This is a genomic window from Streptococcus mitis, from assembly GCF_047462815.1.
In the GTDB taxonomy this organism is placed as follows: Bacteria; Bacillota; Bacilli; order Lactobacillales; family Streptococcaceae; genus Streptococcus; species Streptococcus mitis_DO.
Map to the genome: position 1 here is coordinate 54,269 of NZ_JASHFB010000002.1, position 21,174 is coordinate 75,442.

The 21,174-nt window shown below is 42.1% G+C and carries 17 protein-coding genes; 13 read left to right on the forward strand and 4 right to left on the reverse strand.

Going from position 1 to position 21,174, the window contains the following annotated elements; genetic code table 11:
• The first annotated feature begins 34 nt into the window (after window positions 1-34).
• From QM865_RS01280 to QM865_RS01335, 12 genes are all read left to right on the forward strand, one after another.
• Entirely contained in the window at window positions 35-3,079 is a 3,045-nt protein-coding gene (locus tag QM865_RS01280) for a type I restriction endonuclease subunit R (protein ID WP_414305831.1), read from the forward strand.
• 132 nt (window positions 3,080-3,211) lie between these two features.
• Window positions 3,212-3,616 (forward strand): YbgA family protein, encoded by a 405-nt coding sequence (locus QM865_RS01285; protein ID WP_414305832.1) that lies wholly within the window; start codon window positions 3,212-3,214, stop codon window positions 3,614-3,616.
• A complete protein-coding gene (locus QM865_RS01290; protein WP_414305833.1) occupies window positions 3,600-3,962 on the forward strand; it encodes a TIGR02328 family protein in 363 nt (120 codons plus the stop codon). Before QM865_RS01285 ends, QM865_RS01290 begins: the two co-directional genes overlap by 17 nt.
• A 244-nt stretch (window positions 3,963-4,206) precedes the next feature.
• Complete coding sequence (gene metE, locus QM865_RS01295) at window positions 4,207-6,456, forward strand: 5-methyltetrahydropteroyltriglutamate--homocysteine S-methyltransferase (RefSeq protein ID WP_201058358.1); 2,250 nt, start codon at window positions 4,207-4,209, stop codon at window positions 6,454-6,456.
• 62 nt (window positions 6,457-6,518) lie between these two features.
• Window positions 6,519-7,385: a methylenetetrahydrofolate reductase [NAD(P)H] gene (gene metF, locus QM865_RS01300; protein ID WP_203176000.1), complete on the forward strand. Its 867-nt coding sequence runs from the start codon at window positions 6,519-6,521 to the stop codon at window positions 7,383-7,385.
• A 607-nt stretch (window positions 7,386-7,992) separates the two neighbouring features.
• A complete protein-coding gene (gene pnp / locus QM865_RS01305; protein ID WP_414305834.1) occupies window positions 7,993-10,206 on the forward strand; it encodes a polyribonucleotide nucleotidyltransferase in 2,214 nt (737 codons plus the stop codon).
• A 15-nt stretch (window positions 10,207-10,221) separates the two neighbouring features.
• Window positions 10,222-10,839, forward strand: a complete 618-nt coding sequence (gene cysE / locus QM865_RS01310; protein ID WP_150922209.1) for a serine O-acetyltransferase — start codon at window positions 10,222-10,224, stop codon at window positions 10,837-10,839.
• Window positions 10,840-10,850: 11 nt separating this feature from the next.
• Entirely contained in the window at window positions 10,851-11,735 is an 885-nt protein-coding gene (locus tag QM865_RS01315; RefSeq protein ID WP_203176003.1) for a GNAT family N-acetyltransferase, read from the forward strand.
• A gap of 82 nt (window positions 11,736-11,817) precedes the next feature.
• Window positions 11,818-13,161 (forward strand): cysteine--tRNA ligase, encoded by a 1,344-nt coding sequence (cysS, locus tag QM865_RS01320; RefSeq protein WP_203176006.1) that lies wholly within the window; start codon window positions 11,818-11,820, stop codon window positions 13,159-13,161.
• A complete protein-coding gene (locus tag QM865_RS01325; protein ID WP_084932375.1) occupies window positions 13,154-13,540 on the forward strand; it encodes a Mini-ribonuclease 3 in 387 nt (128 codons plus the stop codon). Before cysS ends, QM865_RS01325 begins: the two co-directional genes overlap by 8 nt.
• Before the next feature lie 3 nt (window positions 13,541-13,543).
• Complete coding sequence (locus tag QM865_RS01330; RefSeq protein ID WP_203176007.1) at window positions 13,544-14,413, forward strand: helix-turn-helix domain-containing protein; 870 nt, start codon at window positions 13,544-13,546, stop codon at window positions 14,411-14,413.
• Window positions 14,414-14,525: 112 nt separating this feature from the next.
• Window positions 14,526-15,656, forward strand: coding sequence for an ABC transporter ATP-binding protein (locus tag QM865_RS01335; RefSeq protein ID WP_000229953.1), 1,131 nt, complete (start codon window positions 14,526-14,528; stop codon window positions 15,654-15,656).
• Window positions 15,657-15,752: 96 nt separating this feature from the next.
• Here the strand turns inward: QM865_RS01335 and QM865_RS01340 are convergent, their stop codons facing one another.
• The 4 genes from QM865_RS01340 to QM865_RS01355 are packed head-to-tail and all read right to left on the reverse strand — an operon-like array spanning window position 15,753 to window position 18,675.
• The gene (locus QM865_RS01340; RefSeq protein ID WP_414305835.1) at window positions 15,753-16,412 is read right to left on the reverse strand and encodes an amino acid ABC transporter permease; all 660 of its coding nucleotides are present in this window, start codon (window positions 16,410-16,412) and stop codon (window positions 15,753-15,755) included.
• 9 nt (window positions 16,413-16,421) lie between these two features.
• Window positions 16,422-17,099, reverse strand: a complete 678-nt coding sequence (locus tag QM865_RS01345) for an amino acid ABC transporter permease (RefSeq protein WP_000131137.1) — start codon at window positions 17,097-17,099, stop codon at window positions 16,422-16,424.
• Between the two features lie 12 nt (window positions 17,100-17,111).
• Window positions 17,112-17,906: a transporter substrate-binding domain-containing protein gene (locus QM865_RS01350; protein ID WP_414305836.1), complete on the reverse strand. Its 795-nt coding sequence runs from the start codon at window positions 17,904-17,906 to the stop codon at window positions 17,112-17,114.
• A gap of 10 nt (window positions 17,907-17,916) precedes the next feature.
• Window positions 17,917-18,675 (reverse strand): amino acid ABC transporter ATP-binding protein, encoded by a 759-nt coding sequence (locus tag QM865_RS01355; RefSeq protein ID WP_125450825.1) that lies wholly within the window; start codon window positions 18,673-18,675, stop codon window positions 17,917-17,919.
• A 176-nt stretch (window positions 18,676-18,851) separates the two neighbouring features.
• Between QM865_RS01355 and recJ the strand changes: the two genes are divergently transcribed.
• Complete coding sequence (recJ, locus tag QM865_RS01360) at window positions 18,852-21,074, forward strand: single-stranded-DNA-specific exonuclease RecJ (protein ID WP_414305837.1); 2,223 nt, start codon at window positions 18,852-18,854, stop codon at window positions 21,072-21,074.
• The last annotated feature ends 100 nt before the right edge of the window (window positions 21,075-21,174 follow it).

Sequence of the window (21,174 nt, forward strand, 5' to 3'; positions counted from 1 at the left end):
GGATCTCAATTAAAACAAAAAAAGGAAGCATGCTATGGTTGACTATTCAAAAATACATGAAGTAATTGCGGAAACAAATGAAGGGATTCTCTTGGCTGAGTATCAACCAGAGTATCGTACGGATAGAGAATATCAGACAGAGGCTGATTTAGAAAATCAGTTAATTTCTGATTTGGTGAATCATCTCAACTATGAACGCTTAAATATTCATACACCTGAAGAGCTCTTAGCAAATGCAAAGGTGCAAATAGAAAAACTCAATAAGGTGACTTTTACGAATGCTGAGTGGGATCGCTTTGTAGTAGAGTATCTGGATTGTCCCAATGAAGGATTAGTTGAAAAAACTCGAAAAATCCAAGAGAATTATATCTATGATTTTGTCTTTGATGATGGACGAATTAAAAATATTTTCATCCTTGATAAGAAAAACATTCATAACAACAGCATGCAGGTCATCAACCAAGTGACCCAAGTGGGTAGCCATACCAACCGTTATGATGTCACGATTTTAGTGAATGGTCTTCCATTAGTTCAGATTGAATTAAAGAGACGAGGAGTTCGTCTGCAAGAAGCCTTTAATCAGCTTCACCGTTATAGTAAGGAAAGTTTCAATAGCGAGAATTCTTTGTATAAGTATATTCAGATTTTTGTTATTTCGAATGGTACTTATACACGCTATTTTGCCAATACAACGGCTCAAAATAAAAATCATTATGAGTTCACTTGTGAATGGGCAGACCGCAAAAATAAAACAATTCACGACCTGGAAGACTTTGCTGTTACCTTTTTGAGCAAACGAGTTCTTTTAGAAGTTTTAACCAAGTATTGTGTCTTTGATGCTGATAATACCTTGCTCATCATGCGCCCTTATCAGATAGCTGCAACAGAGAGTATTTTACGAAAGATTCATTCCACAAATGAAATGAAGAATTTCGGTACGATTAATGCTTGTGGCTATATCTGGCATACGACGGGTTCTGGGAAAACTTTGACCAGCTTTAAGACCGCTCGTTTAGCAACAGAGTTGGACTATATTGATAAAGTGATATTTGTGGTGGATAGAAAAGACCTAGATTATCAAACCATGAAGGAATATCAAAAATTCCAACCAAATTCAGTAAATGGTAGTAACAATACAAAAGAACTCCAACGTAATATTGAAGAAAATGATGGTAAAATCGTTGTCACAACTATTCAGAAGTTAAATAAATTTATAACAGCAAATCCAAATCATGAAATCTACAGTAAGAAATGTGTCTTGATTTTTGACGAGTGCCATCGCTCCCAGTTTGGAAAGGCGCAAAAGCGTATCAAAAAAGCTTTTAAACAGTATGCTTTATTTGGATTTACAGGTACTCCGATTTTCCCAGAAAATAGCTTAACAGGAGAAACAACACAAGAGGTTTTTGGAGAGCAACTTCATAACTACGTTATAACAGATGCTATTCGAGATAAAAAAGTCTTGAAGTTCAAAGTCGACTATAACTATATCAAGCCTGAAATAAACAAGTATAGAGAAGCTGAAAAAGCAGTTGGTCAAGAGATTGATGAGAAGAAACTCAAAAAGATGGAGAAGGAGTTCCTATTGCATCCAGAACGGATAGCAACCATTACAGAGTACCTGTTGAGAGTTTATAATGACAAGACGCATCGGAGTAAATATTACACTCATAAACAAAAAAAGATGCAAGGTTTTAATGCTATGTTGGCTGTACAAAGTATTGAAGCAGCAAAACTATACTATGAAGAACTCCAGCAGCAACAGGCAACTCTACCAGAAGTTAAGCGTTTGAAGGTCGCTACTATCTTTAGCTTTGCGCCTAACGAAGAACAGTCAGCTTATGGAGAGATTCAAGATGAAGAGCTAGACCCTCAAGATACAGCCATGTCTCTTTCATCTAAAGAGTTTCTTTCTAAAGCAATCTATGACTATAATCAAATGTTCAAGACCAACTTTTCGACTGATGGGAAAGAGTTTCAAAATTATTATCGAGACCTTTCAAAACGAGTTAAGTCTAAGGAAGTGGATTTACTGATTGTAGTGGGAATGTTCTTGACGGGATTTGATGCTCCAACAATGAATACTCTCTTTGTCGATAAAAATCTTCGTTATCATGGATTGATTCAGGCATTCTCTAGAACTAATCGAATTTTTAACGAGGTTAAACCTTTTGGCAATATCGTTTGTTTCCGTGATTTAGAAAAGGCTACGCAAGAAGCTATTAAGACTTTTGGAGATACAAATAAGCTTGAAATCATCTTAGAAAAAAGTTTTAGTGAATACATGGATGGTTTCGTTGACCAAGTAACAGGTATTGAGGTCAAAGGATATACTACAGTCTGTCAGGAAATTTTGGAAAGATTCCCGAACCCGCAAGAAATTGAGACAGAGCATGAGAAAAAAGAGTTTGTTAAGTTATTTGGTGAGTTGTTGAAACTTGATAATGTTCTTCGAAATTATGATGAATTCCAAGAAATCGACAAACCTATTTCAGAAGGTTATCTTCAGGATTTAAGAAGTGCCTATGTGGAAATTCGAGATGAGTTTTTGAACCTTAAACACTATGAAAAGATTAAAGATTTAGAGATTGACCTTTCAGATGTTGAATTTGAAATTGAATTACTAAAAACTGATGAGATTAACCTAGACTATATCTTGGCATTGATTGTTGAAAAATCGAAGAATTCTGAGTCTAAAGAAGTAATGAAAGCAGAAGTTAGTCGTGTGATTCGTTCTAGTATTGATATCCGTGCCAAAGAAGAGTTGGTTATTGGATTTATCAATGACACCGATTTGCAAAAATTGAAAGACCATGATGGGATTATCCATGCTTTCTACGAATATGGCAAGGAGCGCAAGAAAATCGCGATTCAAGACCTCGCTGAGGCTGAGAAACTTGTAGATGACTATCAATTGTTTATCGACAAATCAATTCAACGAGGTTATGCTGAAAATAGTGGGACTGATTTGGATTCGATTATTCCACCAACTTCTCGTAGACAGGGAGCGCGTGAACGGAAAAAGCAAGAAGTTTTACGTAAGATTCAGTTGTTAGTAGAGACTTATTCAGGTATTTAAGGGGTTGTCGAACACGATTTATTAGAAAAATCAGGAGCTACAAAAAATATTGATTCGCTTATAATTCACTCATTTTTTAAATACAACTTTGTTTCCATATTTCCTGGAAACTGATAGAAAGTAAGGAGAAAGATGGAAACTAACAACCAACGTTCCCTTTGCCAACAACTCTGGGCTAGAAACAAATACCTCGTTTTGAGTCATTCTAGCAATATTTACAATGAGATTCGTCAGTATCTCAAGAATGAAGAGGTGGAGGTGAGTCAGGTTCAGGAGATGATTGACCGTGCCTGCCAGATTCCAGAACACAGGGGTCAGGTTTGCAATGCCTTTCAGCATATTTGGGGCTATTTTAAAAAGAAAGCGACAGATGCTGAGCGCAAGGACTATATGCTCTTGCTTGATCGCTACCGCTTTGGTCAGGGTTCTCAGGAAGACTTGATTGCTAAGACTCGAGACTTGCTTGATCGCTATCCAAATACCTATTTGCAACATTCAACGTTACTGAAAGGAGATTGTCATGAGACTTTGGCATGAGGCTTTGATTTCACAGCTTCCTCGTCCTCAACTTTTGGGGCAGCATCGAGAATGCTGCGCTCTTCGTGGCAACGGTTGGGGCAGAAAGCATTCGACGGTTGACTACGTCTTTACCCACTCGCCCTATCGTCTCTATGCCTATCATGACTTGATTATGGAGGAGATGGGTAAACGAGGCTTTAAGGTCAGTCCAGAGTGGCTGGACAAGAACTACCGAGGTAAGACCTGCCCTCCTTATCAAGATTTAGTAGAGGAAAAGCTGAAAAGTCCTATCTATAGTGAGCATGATGCTACATACTATGAGGAGTGCCTGGTCAATCTCCGAGAGAAGGGGATTGACTTATAGTCTTTTCTAATAACAAGCCATAGTCACTTATAAGAATTACTAATAACGCGTTTGAGCATTCTAACCGGAATACGCCTATAAAACAAGCTACACAAAGGATTTGAGGCATTTGTCTCAGGTCTTTTTCTTTTGTTCAAAACGGAGATATAGTTTCAAACTATATCAAAGCCTAATTTTTTACAATTATACAGATGATTTCTTTTCTGTTAAGATAGTTTCAACAACAAATTTTGGAGGACACATCATGTCAACTACAATCATCGGTTTCCCTCGTTTGGGCGAATTCCGCGAATTAAAATTTACAACTGAAAAATACTTTAGAAAAGAAATCTCAGAAGAAGAACTCCTTGCAGCTGCAAAAGACTTGCGTGCGAAACACTGGAACATTGTCAAAGAAAAAGGCATCACTGAAATTCCATCAAATGACTTTTCTCACTATGACAACTTCCTAGATGCAGCTTTCCTTTTCAACGTGGTACCTGCTTCAGTTCAAAACTTGGACTTGTCTGACCTTGAGCGCTACTTCGCTTTGGGTCGTGGTTACCAAGGAGAAAAAGGGGACGTTCGCGCCCTTCCAATGAAGAAATGGTTCAACACCAACTACCACTACATCGTTCCTAAATTTGAAAAAGACACTCAAGTCAAACTTGCAGGTCACAAGATCTTCGATGAGTTCCAAGAAGCTAAAGAACTTGGATTGAACACTCGTCCTGTTCTTGTAGGTCCATTCACTTTCCTTCAATTGTCAGACTTTGAAGAAGGTGTGAAAGCAGAAGACTTCGTAGACAGCTTAGTGGCTGCTTACCAAGAAGTTTTTGCAAAATTGGCTGAACTTGGTGCAACTCGCATCCAATTGGACGAAGCTGCTCTTGTCAAAGACTTGACAGCCGAAGAAAAAGCACTCTTCTTGAACCTCTACAACAAACTTTTGGCTGACAAAAAAGGTCTCGAAGTCTTGCTTCAAACTTACTTCGGAGACGTTCGTGACGTTTACGCTGACCTTGTAAACTTGCCAGTTGATGCTATCGGTTTGGACTTCGTTGAAGGTAAGAAAACTCTTGAACTTGTTAAAGGTGGTTTCCCAGCAGACAAGACTCTCTATGCAGGTATTGTCAATGGTAAAAACATCTGGCGTAACAACTACGAAAAGAGCTTGGCTGTTCTTGAGCAAATCCCAGCTGAAAACATTGTCTTGACAAGCTCATGCTCACTTCTTCATGTGCCATTCACAACAGCTAATGAAGAATTTGAACCAGCTATCTTGAACCACTTTGCTTTTGCGGTTGAAAAATTGGATGAAATCCGTGATTTGGATGCTATCCGCAACGGTCAAGGAGCAGAAGCTCTTGCAGCAAATAAAGAACTCTTTGCGACTGAGCGTGTGGGTGAAAATGCAGAACTTCGTGCGCGTATAGCTGGCTTGACAGACGCAGACTACACTCGTTTGCCAGCTTTTGCAGAACGTGAAGCTATCCAAGAAGAAGCTTTCAAACTTCCAGCTCTTCCAACAACAACTATCGGTTCATTCCCTCAAACAAAAGAAGTTCGTGCTAAACGTTTGGCTTACCGTAAAGGTGAATTGTCTCAAGAAGAGTACGACGCTTTCCTTGCTGAAACGATCGATGAATGGATTAAATGGCAAGAAGATATCGACTTTGATGTCCTTGTTCACGGTGAGTTTGAGCGTAATGACATGGTTGAGTACTTCGGTCAAAACTTGTCAGGTTACCTCTTCTCTAAAAATGGTTGGGTACAATCATACGGTATGCGCGGGGTGAAACCACCAATCATCTGGGGTGATGTCACTCGTCTTAACCCTATCACTGTTAAATGGTCTAGCTATGCACAAAGCCGTACAAACAAACCTGTTAAAGGTATGTTGACTGGACCTGTTACCATCCTCAACTGGTCATTCCCTCGTGAAGACATCTCTATCAAGGATTCTACTCTTCAAATCGCCCTTGCTATCAAGGATGAAGTGCTTGACCTTGAAGCTGCTGGTGTGAAAATCATCCAAATCGACGAAGCTGCTCTTCGTGAAAAATTGCCACTCCGTCGTAGCGACTGGTACGAAGACTACCTTGACTGGGCAATTCCTGCCTTCCGCTTGGTACACTCAACAGTAGCGCCAGATACACAAATTCACACTCACATGTGTTACTCAGAATTTACAGATATCATCCCAGCTATCGATAACTTGGATGCGGACGTTATCTCATTTGAGGCTAGCCGTTCAAACCTTGAAATCTTGGACGAACTCAAAGCGAAAAACTTCCAAACAGAAGTGGGACCTGGGGTTTACGATATCCACTCACCTCGTGTGCCGAACGAAGGCGAAATCGACCACACTATCGAAGCCATCCTTGCTAAAGTGCCAAGCAAGAAAGTTTGGATTAACCCTGACTGTGGTTTGAAAACACGTGGTATTCCAGAAACAAAAGAAAGCTTGATCCGCCTTGTTGAAGCAGCTAAAGCTGCGCGTGAGAAATTGTAAGAAAAGACATTTCTCCATACATGGTTGATCAGTAAGAAATCAACTAGAAAAGGATAATGACTATGTCACGCCAAACACCGTCACTCTCATTTGAAGTGTTCCCTCCAAACCCAGCAGTGGGTAATGATAAAATTATTTCTGCTCTTCAAGATATGCAGGAGTTGGCCCCTCACTTTATTAGTGTGACTGCCAGTAATAATAAATTTAATATCAAGGAAACGACGGTTCGTTTGGCTGACTTTATCCAAAATGACTTGGCGATTCCGACTATTGCTCACTTGCCAGCCATCTATTTGACTAAGGACATGGTTGCTGAAACCATTGCCGACCTAGACAAGGTTGGGGTACAGAAAATCTTGGCCTTGCGTGGGGATATTATCCCTGATGTGGAGCCACAAAAGGATTTCCGCTATGCAACGGACTTGATTGAGTTCATCAAGGAACAAGCTCCTCACTTTGATATTGTTGGTGCTTGTTATCCAGAAGGGCATCCAGATTCACCAAATCAGATTTCAGATATTCAAAATCTTAAGAAGAAAGTGGATGCAGGCTGTTCCAGTCTTGTAACTCAGCTTTTCTTTGACAATGAGCGCTTCTATGATTTCCAAGACAAGTGCATTTTGGCTGGGATTGATGTTCCTATTCATGCAGGGATTATGCCAATTCTGAATCGAAATCAGGCTCTCCGTCTCTTGAAGACTTGTGAGAATATCCACCTTCCACGCAAATTTAAAGCCATCTTAGACAAGTATGAGCATGACCCTGAGTCGCTCAGAGCAGCAGGACTTGCCTATGCAGTGGACCAAATCGTGGACTTGGTAACTCAGGATGTTGCCGGTGTACATCTCTACACTATGAACAATGCGGATACAGCAAAGTACATTCATCAAGCAACCCATGCCTTGTTTAATCATCAGTCTCTAGGATAATAAAAAGCAAACCATTCTTCTCAGGTGAGGGGAATGGTTCCTTTTTAATGGTAAAGACCGCACTTTTTAAGAAAAATATGATAAAATAGACTCTGTACGTACTTGATACAAAGATGAGGGTATTAAAATTTCAAATGCTTTGTCGATTCTCAATTTTATGACAGAAAATTTTTCATAATTTGTTCTTTTCAGTATTTAGTTTGAGCGAACGAACGAGTCAAATCGACGTTATTTGACGAGAGAGTTAGTAAAGCATTTAGCTAATCGTCTGATAGCAATTAGCGTGAAAGGTTTAGATACTTTAGTATCAAAACTTTCTAATGATTTGTATCTTGAGTAATTGAACCCGGCCGAAAAGCTGTGTAAAAAAGATAAACTGTCTTGTCTTCATCGAAGACTTCGTCAGTTTCCTATTTTTACTTTGCTTTTGACGTCCTTGGTATCTTGAGAATTGAACACGCCTACAACTCTGTGGAAAAAGATAAATCTGCCTAGGAGCAGTCGCTCCGTCGTCCGATTTCCTATTTTCCTTTGAGTTGCTTAACGGCTTTGTATCTTGATCTTTGTAGGCAAGGCGTATAATTTCATCAATCCAAAGGGGATTAAAATGACAAAACAAGTGTTTCAAACGACTTTTGCGGGTCGTGAGTTAATCGTAGAGACTGGTCAGGTTGCTAAGCAGGCAAATGGCTCTGTTGTTGTACGTTACGGTGAGTCAACTGTCTTGACTGCTGCCGTTATGTCTAAGAAGATGGCAACTGGGGATTTCTTCCCTCTCCAAGTCAACTACGAAGAAAAAATGTATGCAGCTGGGAAGTTTCCTGGTGGCTTTATGAAACGTGAAGGACGTCCTTCAACGGATGCGACTTTGACAGCGCGTTTGATTGACCGTCCAATCCGTCCTATGTTTGCGGAAGGTTTCCGTAATGAAGTGCAAGTGATTAACACTGTGCTTTCTTATGATGAAAATGCTTCTGCACCAATGGCTGCTATGTTTGGTTCATCCTTGGCACTTTCCATTTCAGATATTCCATTTGACGGTCCAATCGCTGGTGTTCAAGTGGGTTATGTGGATGGTCAAATCATCATCAACCCTACGCAAGAACAAGCAGAGCAATCTCTTCTTGAATTGACAGTAGCTGGGACTAAACACGCTATCAACATGGTAGAGTCTGGCGCTAAAGAATTATCAGAAGAAATCATGCTGGAAGCGCTCCTTAAAGGGCACGAAGCGGTCAAAGAATTGATTGCCTTCCAAGAAGAAATCGTTGCGGCAGTCGGTAAAGAAAAAGCAGAAGTAGAATTGCTTCATGTGGACGCTGAATTGCAGGCTGAAATTATCGCAGCCTACAACAGTGACCTCCAAAAAGCGGTTCAAGTAGAAGAAAAATTGGCTCGTGAAGCTGCAACTCAAGCAGTTAAGGACCAAGTAACTGCTGTTTACGAAGAAAAATATGCAGACCACGAAGAATTTGACCGTATCATGCGTGATGTGGCTGAAATCTTGGAACAAATGGAACACGCTGAAGTGCGCCGTTTGATCACAGAAGATAAGGTTCGTCCTGACGGCCGTAAGGTTGATGAAATCCGTCCTTTGGATGCGGTTGTTGACTTCCTTCCTCGTGTGCACGGTTCAGGTCTCTTCACTCGTGGACAAACTCAGGCTCTTTCAGTCTTGACCTTGGCTCCAATGGGAGAAACTCAAATCATTGATGGTTTGGATCCAGAGTACAAGAAACGCTTTATGCACCACTATAACTTCCCACAATACTCTGTAGGGGAAACTGGTCGTTACGGTGCACCAGGTCGTCGTGAAATTGGTCACGGTGCTCTTGGAGAGCGTGCCCTTGCTCAAGTCTTGCCAAGCTTGGAAGAATTCCCATACGCTATCCGTCTGGTAGCAGAAGTCTTGGAATCAAACGGTTCTTCATCTCAGGCTTCTATCTGTGCTGGAACTCTTGCCCTTATGGCTGGTGGTGTGCCAATCAAGGCGCCAGTAGCTGGTATTGCCATGGGACTTATCTCAGATGGAAACAACTACACTGTCTTGACAGATATCCAAGGTTTGGAAGACCACTTTGGAGACATGGACTTCAAGGTTGCAGGTACTCGTGACGGGATTACAGCCCTTCAAATGGATATCAAGATTCAAGGGATTACTGCAGAAATCTTGACAGAGGCCCTTGCCCAAGCCAAGAAAGCGCGTTTTGAAATCCTTGATGTGATTGAAGCAACCATTCCAGAAGTTCGTCCAGAATTGGCTCCAACTGCTCCGAAAATTGATACCATCAAGATTGATGTGGACAAGATTAAGATTGTCATCGGTAAGGGTGGAGAAACTATCGACAAGATTATCGCTGAAACAGGCGTTAAGATTGATATCGATGAAGAAGGAAATGTGTCTATCTACTCTAGCGATCAAGATGCCATTAATCGTGCTAAAGAGATTATTGCTGGTTTGGTCCGTGAAGCCAAAGTAGATGAAGTTTACCGTGCTAAAGTCGTTCGTATCGAGAAATTTGGTGCCTTTGTTAACCTCTTTGATAAGACAGATGCCCTTGTTCATATCTCTGAGATGGCTTGGACGCGTACCAATAATGTCGAAGACTTGGTAGCAATCGGGGATGAAGTTGATGTTAAGGTTATCAAGATTGATGAAAAAGGACGTGTGGATGCTTCTATGAAAGCCCTTCTTCCTCGTCCTCCAAAACCTGAACGTGATGAAAAAGGTGAAAAATCAGAGCGTTCTCACCGCCAACGTCATCACAAGGACCACAAACCTAAGAAAGAATATACAGAAACACCAAAAGATTCAGAATAAGAAAAGGAGAAATGTATGGGATGGTGGCGCGAAACCATTGATATCGTAAAAGAAAATGATCCAGCGGCCCGCACCACTTTGGAGGTTTTGCTGACTTATCCAGGGGTCAAGGCCTTGGCGGCCCACCGTCTTTCGCATTTTCTCTGGAAGCATGGTTTCAAACTCTTGGCGCGTATGCACAGCCAGTTTTGGCGCTTTTGGACTCAAATTGAGATTCATCCAGGTGCTCAAATCGACTCTGGGGTCTTTATTGACCATGGTTCAGGCCTGGTTATCGGAGAGACTGCTATTGTTGAAAAAGGAGTTATGCTTTACCACGGAGTAACTCTTGGTGGGACAGGAAAAGACTGTGGCAAACGCCATCCGACCGTTCGAAAGGGAGCTCTCATATCAGCCCATGCCCAAGTTATCGGACCAGTAGAAATCGGTGAAAATGCCAAGGTCGGTGCTGCAGCAGTTGTTGTAGCAGACGTACCTAGTGATGTGACGGTTGTCGGTATTCCTGCTAAGATTGTCCGTGTACATGGTAAAAAGGATGAGCCGGTCATTCACGAAGTCGAAGAAAAACGAGAGTACTACGTCAATAAACTCGAGCAGGCTAAAGATGTAAGTCACAGATCGTCTGGTTTGTAGAGGATACCTATATGATTCAAGCAAGAAACAAGTTAAGCCAAGAGGAGTTATCTGAGGCGAAAAAACTAATTAACTGTTGCCAAAACTATGACGGTACCTATCGTGATCCCTATCTCTCTAACATGCTTAATTTTGACCCAAACATGCCCGCCTTTTTCCTTTATTATGAAAAAGGCGAACTTGTTGGTCTCTTAACTGTCTATGCTGATGACCAAGATGTGGAAGTGACGATACTGGTTCATCCAGATCATCGTCGTCAAGGAATTGCACGTGCATTGTTTACTAGTTTTGAGAAAGAAACGGCTTCTTTCCCTATTCGTTCAGTTACTTTTCAGACAGAGCGTGTTTTTCTAGACCGTCATCCTGATTTTGTCAGCAACTGGGGATTGGTCGAGGACGAGGATACAGAAACTTGGTTAGGTAAGGATAGAAAACCTTATCCGTTAGCAACTGTTTCCAATTTTGAAGTTTTGTTAGCAGATAGCTCGTTTCAGGAGCAAATTAGTCAGTTAAAATTTCAGGCATTCTCAGAAGAGCATGAATCTAGAGAGATTGTGGATAGATATGTCGCTGAAGCTCTGAAGGATCCAGAAAGTCGCTTATATATTTTATTAAAAGACGGTCAGGTTATTGGAACTTGCACGGTTGATTTATCGACTAATACGAATTACTTCTACGGGTTAGCAATATCTGAACCTGAACGTGGGAAAGGCTATGGAAGTTACTTAGCAAAATCCATTGTCAACCAACTAATTGAGCAAAATGACAAGGAATTTCAGATTGCAGTGGAAGATAGCAATGTAGGTGCCAAGCGCTTGTATGAAAAAATTGGCTTTGTCAAACAGACTCAGGTGGTTTATCTGAATGAGAAAGGAGCAAGGGATTCCGAAGTGTAGAGACATTCGGACTGAAATTCAATTGAACTCTTAGTGATGAAATTAACTGTTCTTGGATTTTGGCTTTCCTGACTATTATTTTATGATTAAAATTTACGACACCATGTCTCGTGATTTGCGAGAATTTGTCCCGATTGAGGACGGCAAAGTCAAGATGTATGTTTGTGGGCCAACCGTGTACAACTATATCCACGTGGGGAATGCCCGCTCAACAGTGGCTTTTGATACGGTTCGTCGATATTTTGAGTATCGTGGTTATGAGGTTGCCTATATTTCCAATTTTACGGACGTGGATGATAAGATTATCAACCGTGCCAAGGAAGAGGGCATCACGCCTCAGGAGGTTGCGGACAAGTACATCGCTGCCTTTCGTGAGGATGTGACAGCCTTGGGCGTCAAACCTGCGACCCGCCATCCGCGTGTGGTGGAGTTTATGGCTGACATTATCCGCTTTGTGGAAGACTTGATTGAAAAAGGCTTTGCCTATGAGAGTCAAGGGGATGTCTATTTCCGTGTGGAAAAATCCCACAACTATGCCAAGTTGGCCAATAAAACCTTGGAAGATTTGGAGCTAGGTGCTTCAGGTCGTACCGATGAAGAAACGGCTCGTAAGGAAAATCCTGTGGACTTTGCCCTCTGGAAATCTGCTAAATCAGGCGAGATTTCTTGGGATAGCCCTTGGGGACCTGGTCGTCCGGGTTGGCATATTGAGTGTTCAGTCATGTCTACTGAGATTTTAGGTGATACCATTGATATCCACGGTGGTGGAGCCGACCTAGAATTTCCACATCACACCAACGAGATTGCCCAGTCAGAGGCCAAAACAGGCAAGACCTTTGCCAACTACTGGATGCACAACGGCTTTGTCAATATTGATAATGTCAAGATGTCTAAGTCTTTGGGGAACTTTATTACAGTTCACGATGCCCTCAAAACCCTAGATGGGCAAGTACTTCGTTTCTTCTTTGCGACCCAACACTATCGCAAGCCTATCAACTTTACGGAAAAAGCAGTACGTGATGCAGAGACCAATCTCAAGTATCTGAAGAATACTTATGAGCAACCATTTACTGGAGCTGTAGATGCTCAAGAGTTACAAGCCTTTAAAGATAAGTTTGTAGCGGCTATGGATGAAGATTTTAACGCTGCCAACGGTATTACAGTAGTCTTTGAAATGGCCAAGTGGATCAACTCTGGCAACTATGATGCAAGTGTTAAGCAAGCTCTTGCGGATATGTTAGAAGTCTTTGGAATTGTCTTTATTGAGGAAGTTTTGGATGCAGAAATCGAAGCCTTGATTCAAAAACGACAAGAAGCGCGTGCTAATCGTGACTTTGCTACAGCAGACCAGATCCGTGACCAATTGGCTGCTCAAGGAATTAAGCTCCTTGACACCAAGGATGGAGTGAGGTGGACACGTGATTGATGTCAATCTCATTAACGGGATTGCGCTAGCCTTTGAAGGGGATGCGGTGTATTCTATGTATATTCGTCGCCACCTCATTCTCAAAGGCATGACCAAGCCCAATAAACTCCACCAAGAGGCGACCAAGTATGTCTCAGCCAAGGCTCAGGCTCGCCTGATTGCCCTCATGTTGGAGGAGCAAGTCCTAACGGAAAAAGAAGAAGAAATCTACAAACGTGGCCGCAATACCAATAGCCATACCAAAGCTAAAAATGCCGATGTGGTGACTTATCGCATGTCCACAGGTTTTGAAGCCGTGATGGGCTATCTCCATATGACTGAAAATTTGGAACGTCTTGAGAACTTGATTTCTTGGTGCATCCAAAAAGTGGAGGGCTAGGACATGATTGCAAAGGAACTACAAGACTGGTTTCCTGAGGCTCAGATTTCAGACCAACCAGTAGAGAAAGAGGGTTACTTAACTCTTCCTGTAGCTTCTCAACAGTGGATTTTGCTGGAGGAAGCTGGGTTGAGCGAGCGTGAAAAGCAGTTGGTTGCCCTTTTGACCCAGCAGGAGCAAGCTAGTTCACTCAATCCTTGGTATCCCTATCTGATTGAGGGAAAGGGGCAGGCACCGCAAGCTTTCAAAAAGATTCAGCTGGTTTATTGCCATCTTTCCTATTTTCAACAGGAAAATCTGGCCTCTTGGCTGGATATGATGCGGACTCTTTTTCCTAACTGTCAGACGGTGCTTCAGGTCGGAGCTCAGGATTATGTTTTCGTGCTACAACAAGATAAATATTCTTCTGTACGAGCTATTTTAAGTGATACGATTGAAGCGGTTGAGTATGACTTTGACCTTCGTCTGTCTATCATGTTGGGCCAGGTTTGGTCTCATACAGGCCACCAAGCCCTATCAGACTTAATCAAAGCGGAGCGGGATTTATTCAAAACTTGGTGGCGTCAGGGTCATCAAGGTGTTCACACCTTTTCACAACTCTATCTTTGGAGTATGGGAGAAAGGCTTGTGGACCTGAGAGTCATTAAAGAATGCCTGCACCAGATGATTTTGGATCAGGATCAGATTCAGGAAATTATCCTTTCTCTTTGGGAAAATAGTGCTGTTCTGACTAAAACTGCCCAGCAACTCTACTTGCACCGCAATTCTCTCCAATACAAGATTGACAAATGGGAAGAATTGACAGGGCTTCAGTTGAAGGAATTGACTGACCTGACCTTGTGTTATCAATTGATTTTACCAGATATTCTCTAAAGTTTTGTGCAAGTTGCACAGAACTTTTTTGTTTTTTTGGTCATCTTGCCATAGAAATATAAAGCGTTTTCATCTATAATAAAACTATCAAAAGACAAAAGGAGTTCACCTCATGGTAGAATTAAATCTTAAAAATATTTACAAAAAATATCCAAACAGCGAACACTACTCAGTTGAAGACTTCAACTTGGACATCAAAGACAAAGAATTTATCGTTTTCGTAGGTCCTTCAGGATGTGGTAAATCAACAACTCTTCGTATGATTGCTGGTCTTGAAGACATCACAGAAGGTACTGCATCTATCGATGGCGTGGTTGTCAACGACGTGGCTCCAAAAGACCGTGACATCGCCATGGTATTCCAAAACTACGCTCTTTACCCACACATGACTGTTTATGACAACATGGCTTTCGGTTTGAAATTGCGTAAATACAGCAAGGAAGACATCGACAAACGTGTACAAGAAGCAGCTGAAATCCTTGGATTGAAAGAGTTCTTGGAACGTAAACCAGCTGACCTTTCAGGTGGTCAACGTCAACGTGTTGCCATGGGTCGTGCTATCGTCCGTGATGCAAAAGTATTCTTGATGGACGAACCTTTGTCAAACTTGGATGCCAAACTTCGTGTATCAATGCGTGCTGAAATCGCTAAAATCCACCGTCGTATTGGAGCTACAACTATCTACGTAACTCACGACCAAACAGAAGCGATGACACTTGCAGACCGTATTGTTATCATGTCAGCAACTAAGAACCCTGCTGGTACAGGTACTATCGGACGTGTTGAACAAATCGGTACTCCTCAAGAAGTTTACAAAAACCCAGTTAACAAATTCGTAGCAGGATTCATCGGAAGCCCAGCTATGAACTTCATCAATGTGAAATTGGTTGGTAGCGAAATTGTTTCTGACGGTTTCCGTTTGAAAGTGCCAGAAGGAGCATTGAAAGTTCTTCGTGAAAAAGGCTACGAAGGTAAAGAATTGATCTTCGGTATCCGTCCAGAGGACGTGAATGCAGAACCTGCTTTCCTTGAAACATTCCCAGAATCAGTTGTCAAAGCTACTATTTCAGTATCAGAATTGCTTGGTTCAGAATCTCACCTTTACTGCCAAGTTGGTAAAGACGAATTTGTTGCCAAAGTTGATGCTCGCGACTACTTGCAAACAGGTGCAACAGTTGAACTTGGATTTGACTTGAACAAAGCACACTTCTTCGATGTAGAAACTGAAAGAACAGTTTACTAAGATAAATGAAATGTCAAAACACTGCTAGAGAAATCTGGCAGTGTTTTTTGAGATTGAATAGAAAAAAACTCTCCAATGTCCTTGGAGAGCTGTTTTTTATTCTGCAGCTTGTTGCCAACGTTTGGCTAGCATATGAGACAGGCTAGAAATGGCTAGGTTAAAGCTGAAGTAGATGAGGGTAATCAGGATATACAGACTGAAGACCTGCTCTGGTTCGAAATAACGACCCATGAGAATTTGGCTGGCTCCAAAGAGCTCTTGTAGGGCGATAACAGAGTAGAGAAGACTGGTATCCTTAATCACGGTAACAAACTGAGAAATGATGGCTGGCAGCATTTTACGAATGGCTTGTGGGAGAATGATGTGGTAGAGGATTTGTGCAGAAGTAAATCCTTGTGACATTCCTGCTTCGTACTGTCCCTTGTCTACGGCATTGAGACCACCTCGGATAATCTCAGCCAAGGCTGCTGATGTAAAGAGGGTAAAGGCTGTAATACCTGCTGGAGTGGACTTCATCTTGAAAACCAAAAAGATAGTAAAAATCCAGAGGAGGTTGGGAACGTTACGCACAAATTCGATGTAAATGCTGGAGATGATACGCAAGACAGGATTTTTCCCATTTCTCATGACGGCTAGCACCGTTCCGATAAGTGTAGAGAGGACAATGGCAATCAGAGAAATGTAGAGGGTCAAGCCAAATCCTTTAAAGATAAAGATTAGGTTATCTGGGGTCAAAACTTCTAAAATGGATTCCATAGTAACCTCCTAAAGTGAATAGGCTTTTTTGTTGGCTTGCTCCATCTTGCGACCAAACTGGGCAACAGGGAAGCATAGCGAAAAGTAGAGCAGGGCCGCGCCTAAAAAGGCTGGAATGTAGTTTCCGTTAAGTGCCGACCAAGACTTGGTCACAAACATCAAGTCTACTCCAGAGATAATGGCGACTGTAGAGGTGTTTTTGATGAGATTAACAATTTGGTTGGTCAAAGGAGGGAGAATAATACGGAAGGCCTGAGGCAAGATAATCAAGCGCATGGCACTGATATAGGTAAAACCTTGCGACAAGGCGGCCTCCATCTGACCGCTAGGAATAGACTGAATCCCTGAACGAATCACCTCAGCGATATAGGCTCCGTGATAGAGTCCCACGCAGAGAACAGCTGTCCAATAAATTGGAATCATGATGATATGGTCACTGATAAGAGGTAGGCCATAAAAAACGATGACAAACTGCACCAAGAGGGGAGTGTTTTGGTAAAATTCAACAAAGATGCGAGCTAAGATTCGCAAAATCGGACGTTTACTGGTTGACATGGCTCCAAAGAAGATGCCCAAAACCATGGCTAGGATAAAGGATCCGATTGCTAGGGCAAGGGTGAAGAGGAAACCATTGAAAAATTGTCCAAAATCCTGAAAATAGGCAGTCCAAGATGATAAATCTGTCATGGTGTGTCCTCCTTAATCTGCGGTATGGCTAGATGGTTTGAGCTTGTAACGGTCATAAAGTTTTTGCAAACTGCCATCCTTGCTCCATTTGGTGACCAAGTTATCAAGATAGTCGTTGAGTTCAGTGTTTGATTTCTTAGTAACGATACCGTAGTCAGATGGTTTGAAACTATCATCTAGTAGTTCTGTCCGCTTACTGATGTAGCCAGATAGGATAGAACGGTCAACGGAAAAGGCATCGATACGATGAGCGTGTAGGGAAGTAATCAATTCTGGGTAGGAACCAAGTTCGACGAATTTAAAGGTCAAGCCTTTCTTTTTACCCAGTTCGGTAATCAAGCGTTGGGTAATGGAACCTTGGGCAACTCCGATGGTTTTGCCGTTTAGATCTTCAATACTTTTGATTTTGGCAGATTTATTGACCAAAAAGCCAGAAGCGTCCGTGTAGTAGGGACTGGTAAAGTTATAGAGTTTTTTGCGTTCGTCTGTGATGGTAAAGGTCGCGATATCCATGTCAACCTGTTCATTGTCTAGGAGCGGTCCACGGGTTTGCGCAGTAACAGGCACATAGCGAACTTTGACCTTGAGCTCATCTGCTATCATCTTTGCCAAGTCTGTTTCGATACCAGAATAGGTCCCTGTCTTGGGATCCTTGTAGCCAAAATTGGGAACGTCTTGTTTTACACCAACAACTAGCTCGCCTCTCTTTTGAATGTCTGCGACACTGGTATCAGCCTGAACTGGTTTTGTAGCAGTAAGGCCCAAAAGGCTAATCAGTAATGCTGATAAAAAGAATTTCTTTTTCATAGGTGCCTCCTTATTTGACTTTGTCACTTTCGTGGTTGATGATTTTGCTGAGAAATTGTTGGGCACGAGGTTCGCTTGGATTGTCGAAAAAGTCATCGACGTCTGTCGTATCCACCAACACTTCTCCATCAGCCATAAAGATAATGCGGTCCGCAACCTCTCGAGCAAAGCCCATTTCATGGGTCACGATAATCATATTCATACCATCACGGGCCAATTTTTGCATAACCGCTAGAACATCGCCGATGGTTTCAGGGTCTAGGGCAGATGTTGGCTCATCAAAGAGGAGGAGCTCCGGATGCATGGCGAGTCCACGCGCGATGGCAATCCGTTGTTTTTGTCCGCCAGAAAGCATGGCTGGATAAGAATCTTTCTTGTCCCACATATTTACAAATTTCAGATATTTTTGGGCTGTTTTTTCAGCTTCTTTTTTATCAATTCCTAGAACTTTTATAGGTGCTAGTGTTACGTTTTCTAACACTGTTTTGTGCGGATAGAGGTTAAAATGTTGGAAAACCATGCCGACTTCCTTGCGAAGAGGTACCAAATCTTTCTGGCTAGCACCAGCAACTTGGTGACCATTTACTAGAAGACTTCCCTTGTCGACAGCCTCCAAACCATTGATGGTACGGATAAGAGTGGATTTCCCAGAACCAGATGGTCCGAGTAGGACAACGACTTGCCCTTTTTCAAAACGGAGATTGATATCGCGGAGTGCATGGTAGTCTCCGTAATATTTTTCGACGTGTTCAAATTCTACTAAAGCCATAAGAAATCTCCTTTGTGTTAGATTTTATAACATGATTCTACACCAAAAGATTTTTCTTGTCAAATCATATCAGAAAAAAGTTAGTAAAATTTTTGTAGAAAGCAATCTGGATAGAGAAAAAGCCTAAATCATGTTATAATGAAGCAATAGAATTCTTAGAAAGAGTGGATGTCTTTTTGATAACACCTACTTATGAATGGCAGTTTGCCCCGCAGGTTGAAGATGCGGATTTTACAAAGATAGCCAAGAAGGCTGGGTTGGGTCCTGAGGTGGCTCGGTTATTATTTGAAAGAGAGATTCAGGACCAAGAAAGTCTGAAGAAGTTTTTAGAACCTTCCTTGGAGGACTTGCATGACCCTTATCTGCTCCATGATATGGACAAGGCAGTGGAACGGATTCGTCAGGCCATTGAAGAAGGGGAAAATATTCTCATCTATGGAGACTACGATGCGGATGGCATGACTTCGGCTTCTATTGTCAAGGAAAGTTTGGAACAGCTTGGTGCGGAGTGCCGTGTTTACTTGCCCAATCGTTTTACCGATGGCTATGGTCCCAATGCTAGTGTCTATAAATACTTTATCGAGCAAGAGGGAATTTCCTTGATTGTGACAGTGGATAATGGAGTTGCTGGTCACGAGGCCATTGAATTGGCCCAGTCTATGGGAGTGGATGTTATTGTGACTGACCACCATTCCATGCCTGAAACCCTGCCAGATGCTTATGCCATTGTCCATCCTGAACACCCTGATGCGGACTATCCTTTCAAATATTTGGCTGGTTGTGGAGTTGCTTTCAAGCTGGCTTGTGCCCTTTTAGAAGAAGTACAAGTGGAATTGCTTGATTTGGTCGCTATTGGAACCATTGCTGATATGGTGAGTTTGACAGATGAGAACCGTATCTTGGTTCAATATGGTCTAGAAATGCTGGGGCATACTCAGCGCATTGGTTTACAAGAAATGCTGGATATGGCTGGGATTGCTACCAACGAAGTAACAGAAGAAACGGTTGGTTTCCAGATTGCCCCTCGTTTGAATGCCTTGGGCCGTTTGGGTGATCCCAATCCTGCCATTGATTTGCTGACTGGATTTGACGACGAGGAAGCTCACGAGATTGCCCTTATGATTCATCAGAAAAATGAAGAGCGCAAGGAAATCGTCCAGTCTATCTATGAAGAAGCCAAGACCATGGTGGATCCTGAGAAGAAGGTCCAAGTCTTGGCCAAGGAAGGCTGGAATCCTGGGGTTCTAGGAATCGTGGCTGGTCGCTTGTTGGAAGAACTAGGGCAGACAGTAATCGTTCTTAATATAGAGGATGGTCGTGCCAAGGGCAGTGCTCGTAGTGTGGAAGCGGTCGATATTTTTGAGGCTCTGGATCCTCATCGAGATCTTTTTATCGCCTTTGGTGGCCATGCAGGTGCAGCAGGGATGACGCTGGAAGTTAAGAAACTTTTAGATTTATCTCAGGTCTTGGAAGACTATGTTCGTGAAAAAGGCGCAGATGCTAGTGGTAAAAATAAGTTAAACTTAGATGAAGAACTGGATTTGGAGACACTTAGCCTAGAAACGGTCAAGAACTTTGAACGTTTAGCTCCCTTTGGAATGGACAATCAGAAACCAGTCTTTTATATCAGGGATTTCAATGTCGAAAGTGCTCGTACCATGGGGGCAGGCAATGCCCACCTCAAGCTGAAAATCTCTAAGGGTGAAGCGAGTTTTGAAGTGGTGGCCTTTGGTCAAGGCAGATGGGCGACAGAATTTGCTCAAACCAAGAATCTAGAGTTGGCAGTCAAATTGTCTGTCAACCAATGGAATGGTCAAACTGCCCTGCAGTTGATGATGGTGGATGCGCGTGTGGAAGGTGTTCAACTCTTTAACATTCGTGGGAAAAATGCAGTCTTGCCAGAGGGGATTCCAGTCTTGGATTTTACTGGAGAACTGCCAGATATAGCGACTAGTGAAGCTGTTGTCGTAAAAACTATTCCTGAAGATATTACTCAGCTGAAGACCATTTTTCAGGAACAGAATTTCTCTGCTGTCTATTTCAAAAATGATATTGACAAGGCCTATTATCTGACAGGTTATGGGACTAGAGAGCAGTTTGCCAAATTGTACAAGACCATCTACCAGTTTCCAGAGTTTGATATTCGCTACAAACTGAAAGATTTGGCTACTTATCTTAATATTCAACAAATCTTGCTAGTCAAGATGATTCAAGTATTTGAAGAGCTAGGCTTTGTGACGATCAAAGATGGGGTCATGACAGTCAATAAAGAAGCGCCAAAGCGAGAGATAGGAGAGAGTCAGATTTACCAGAATCTCAAACAAACCGTCAAAGACCAAGAAATGATGGCGCTGGGTACGGTGCAAGAAATTTATGACTTTTTAATGGAAAAAGAATAGACGTAGGAAAGAGTTGGGCAACCAGCTCTTTTTTGAAAACAAATCTTCATTTTGAAAATCATCAAAAAAATGGTATAATGGTAGGAAAAGATTCGGCTAA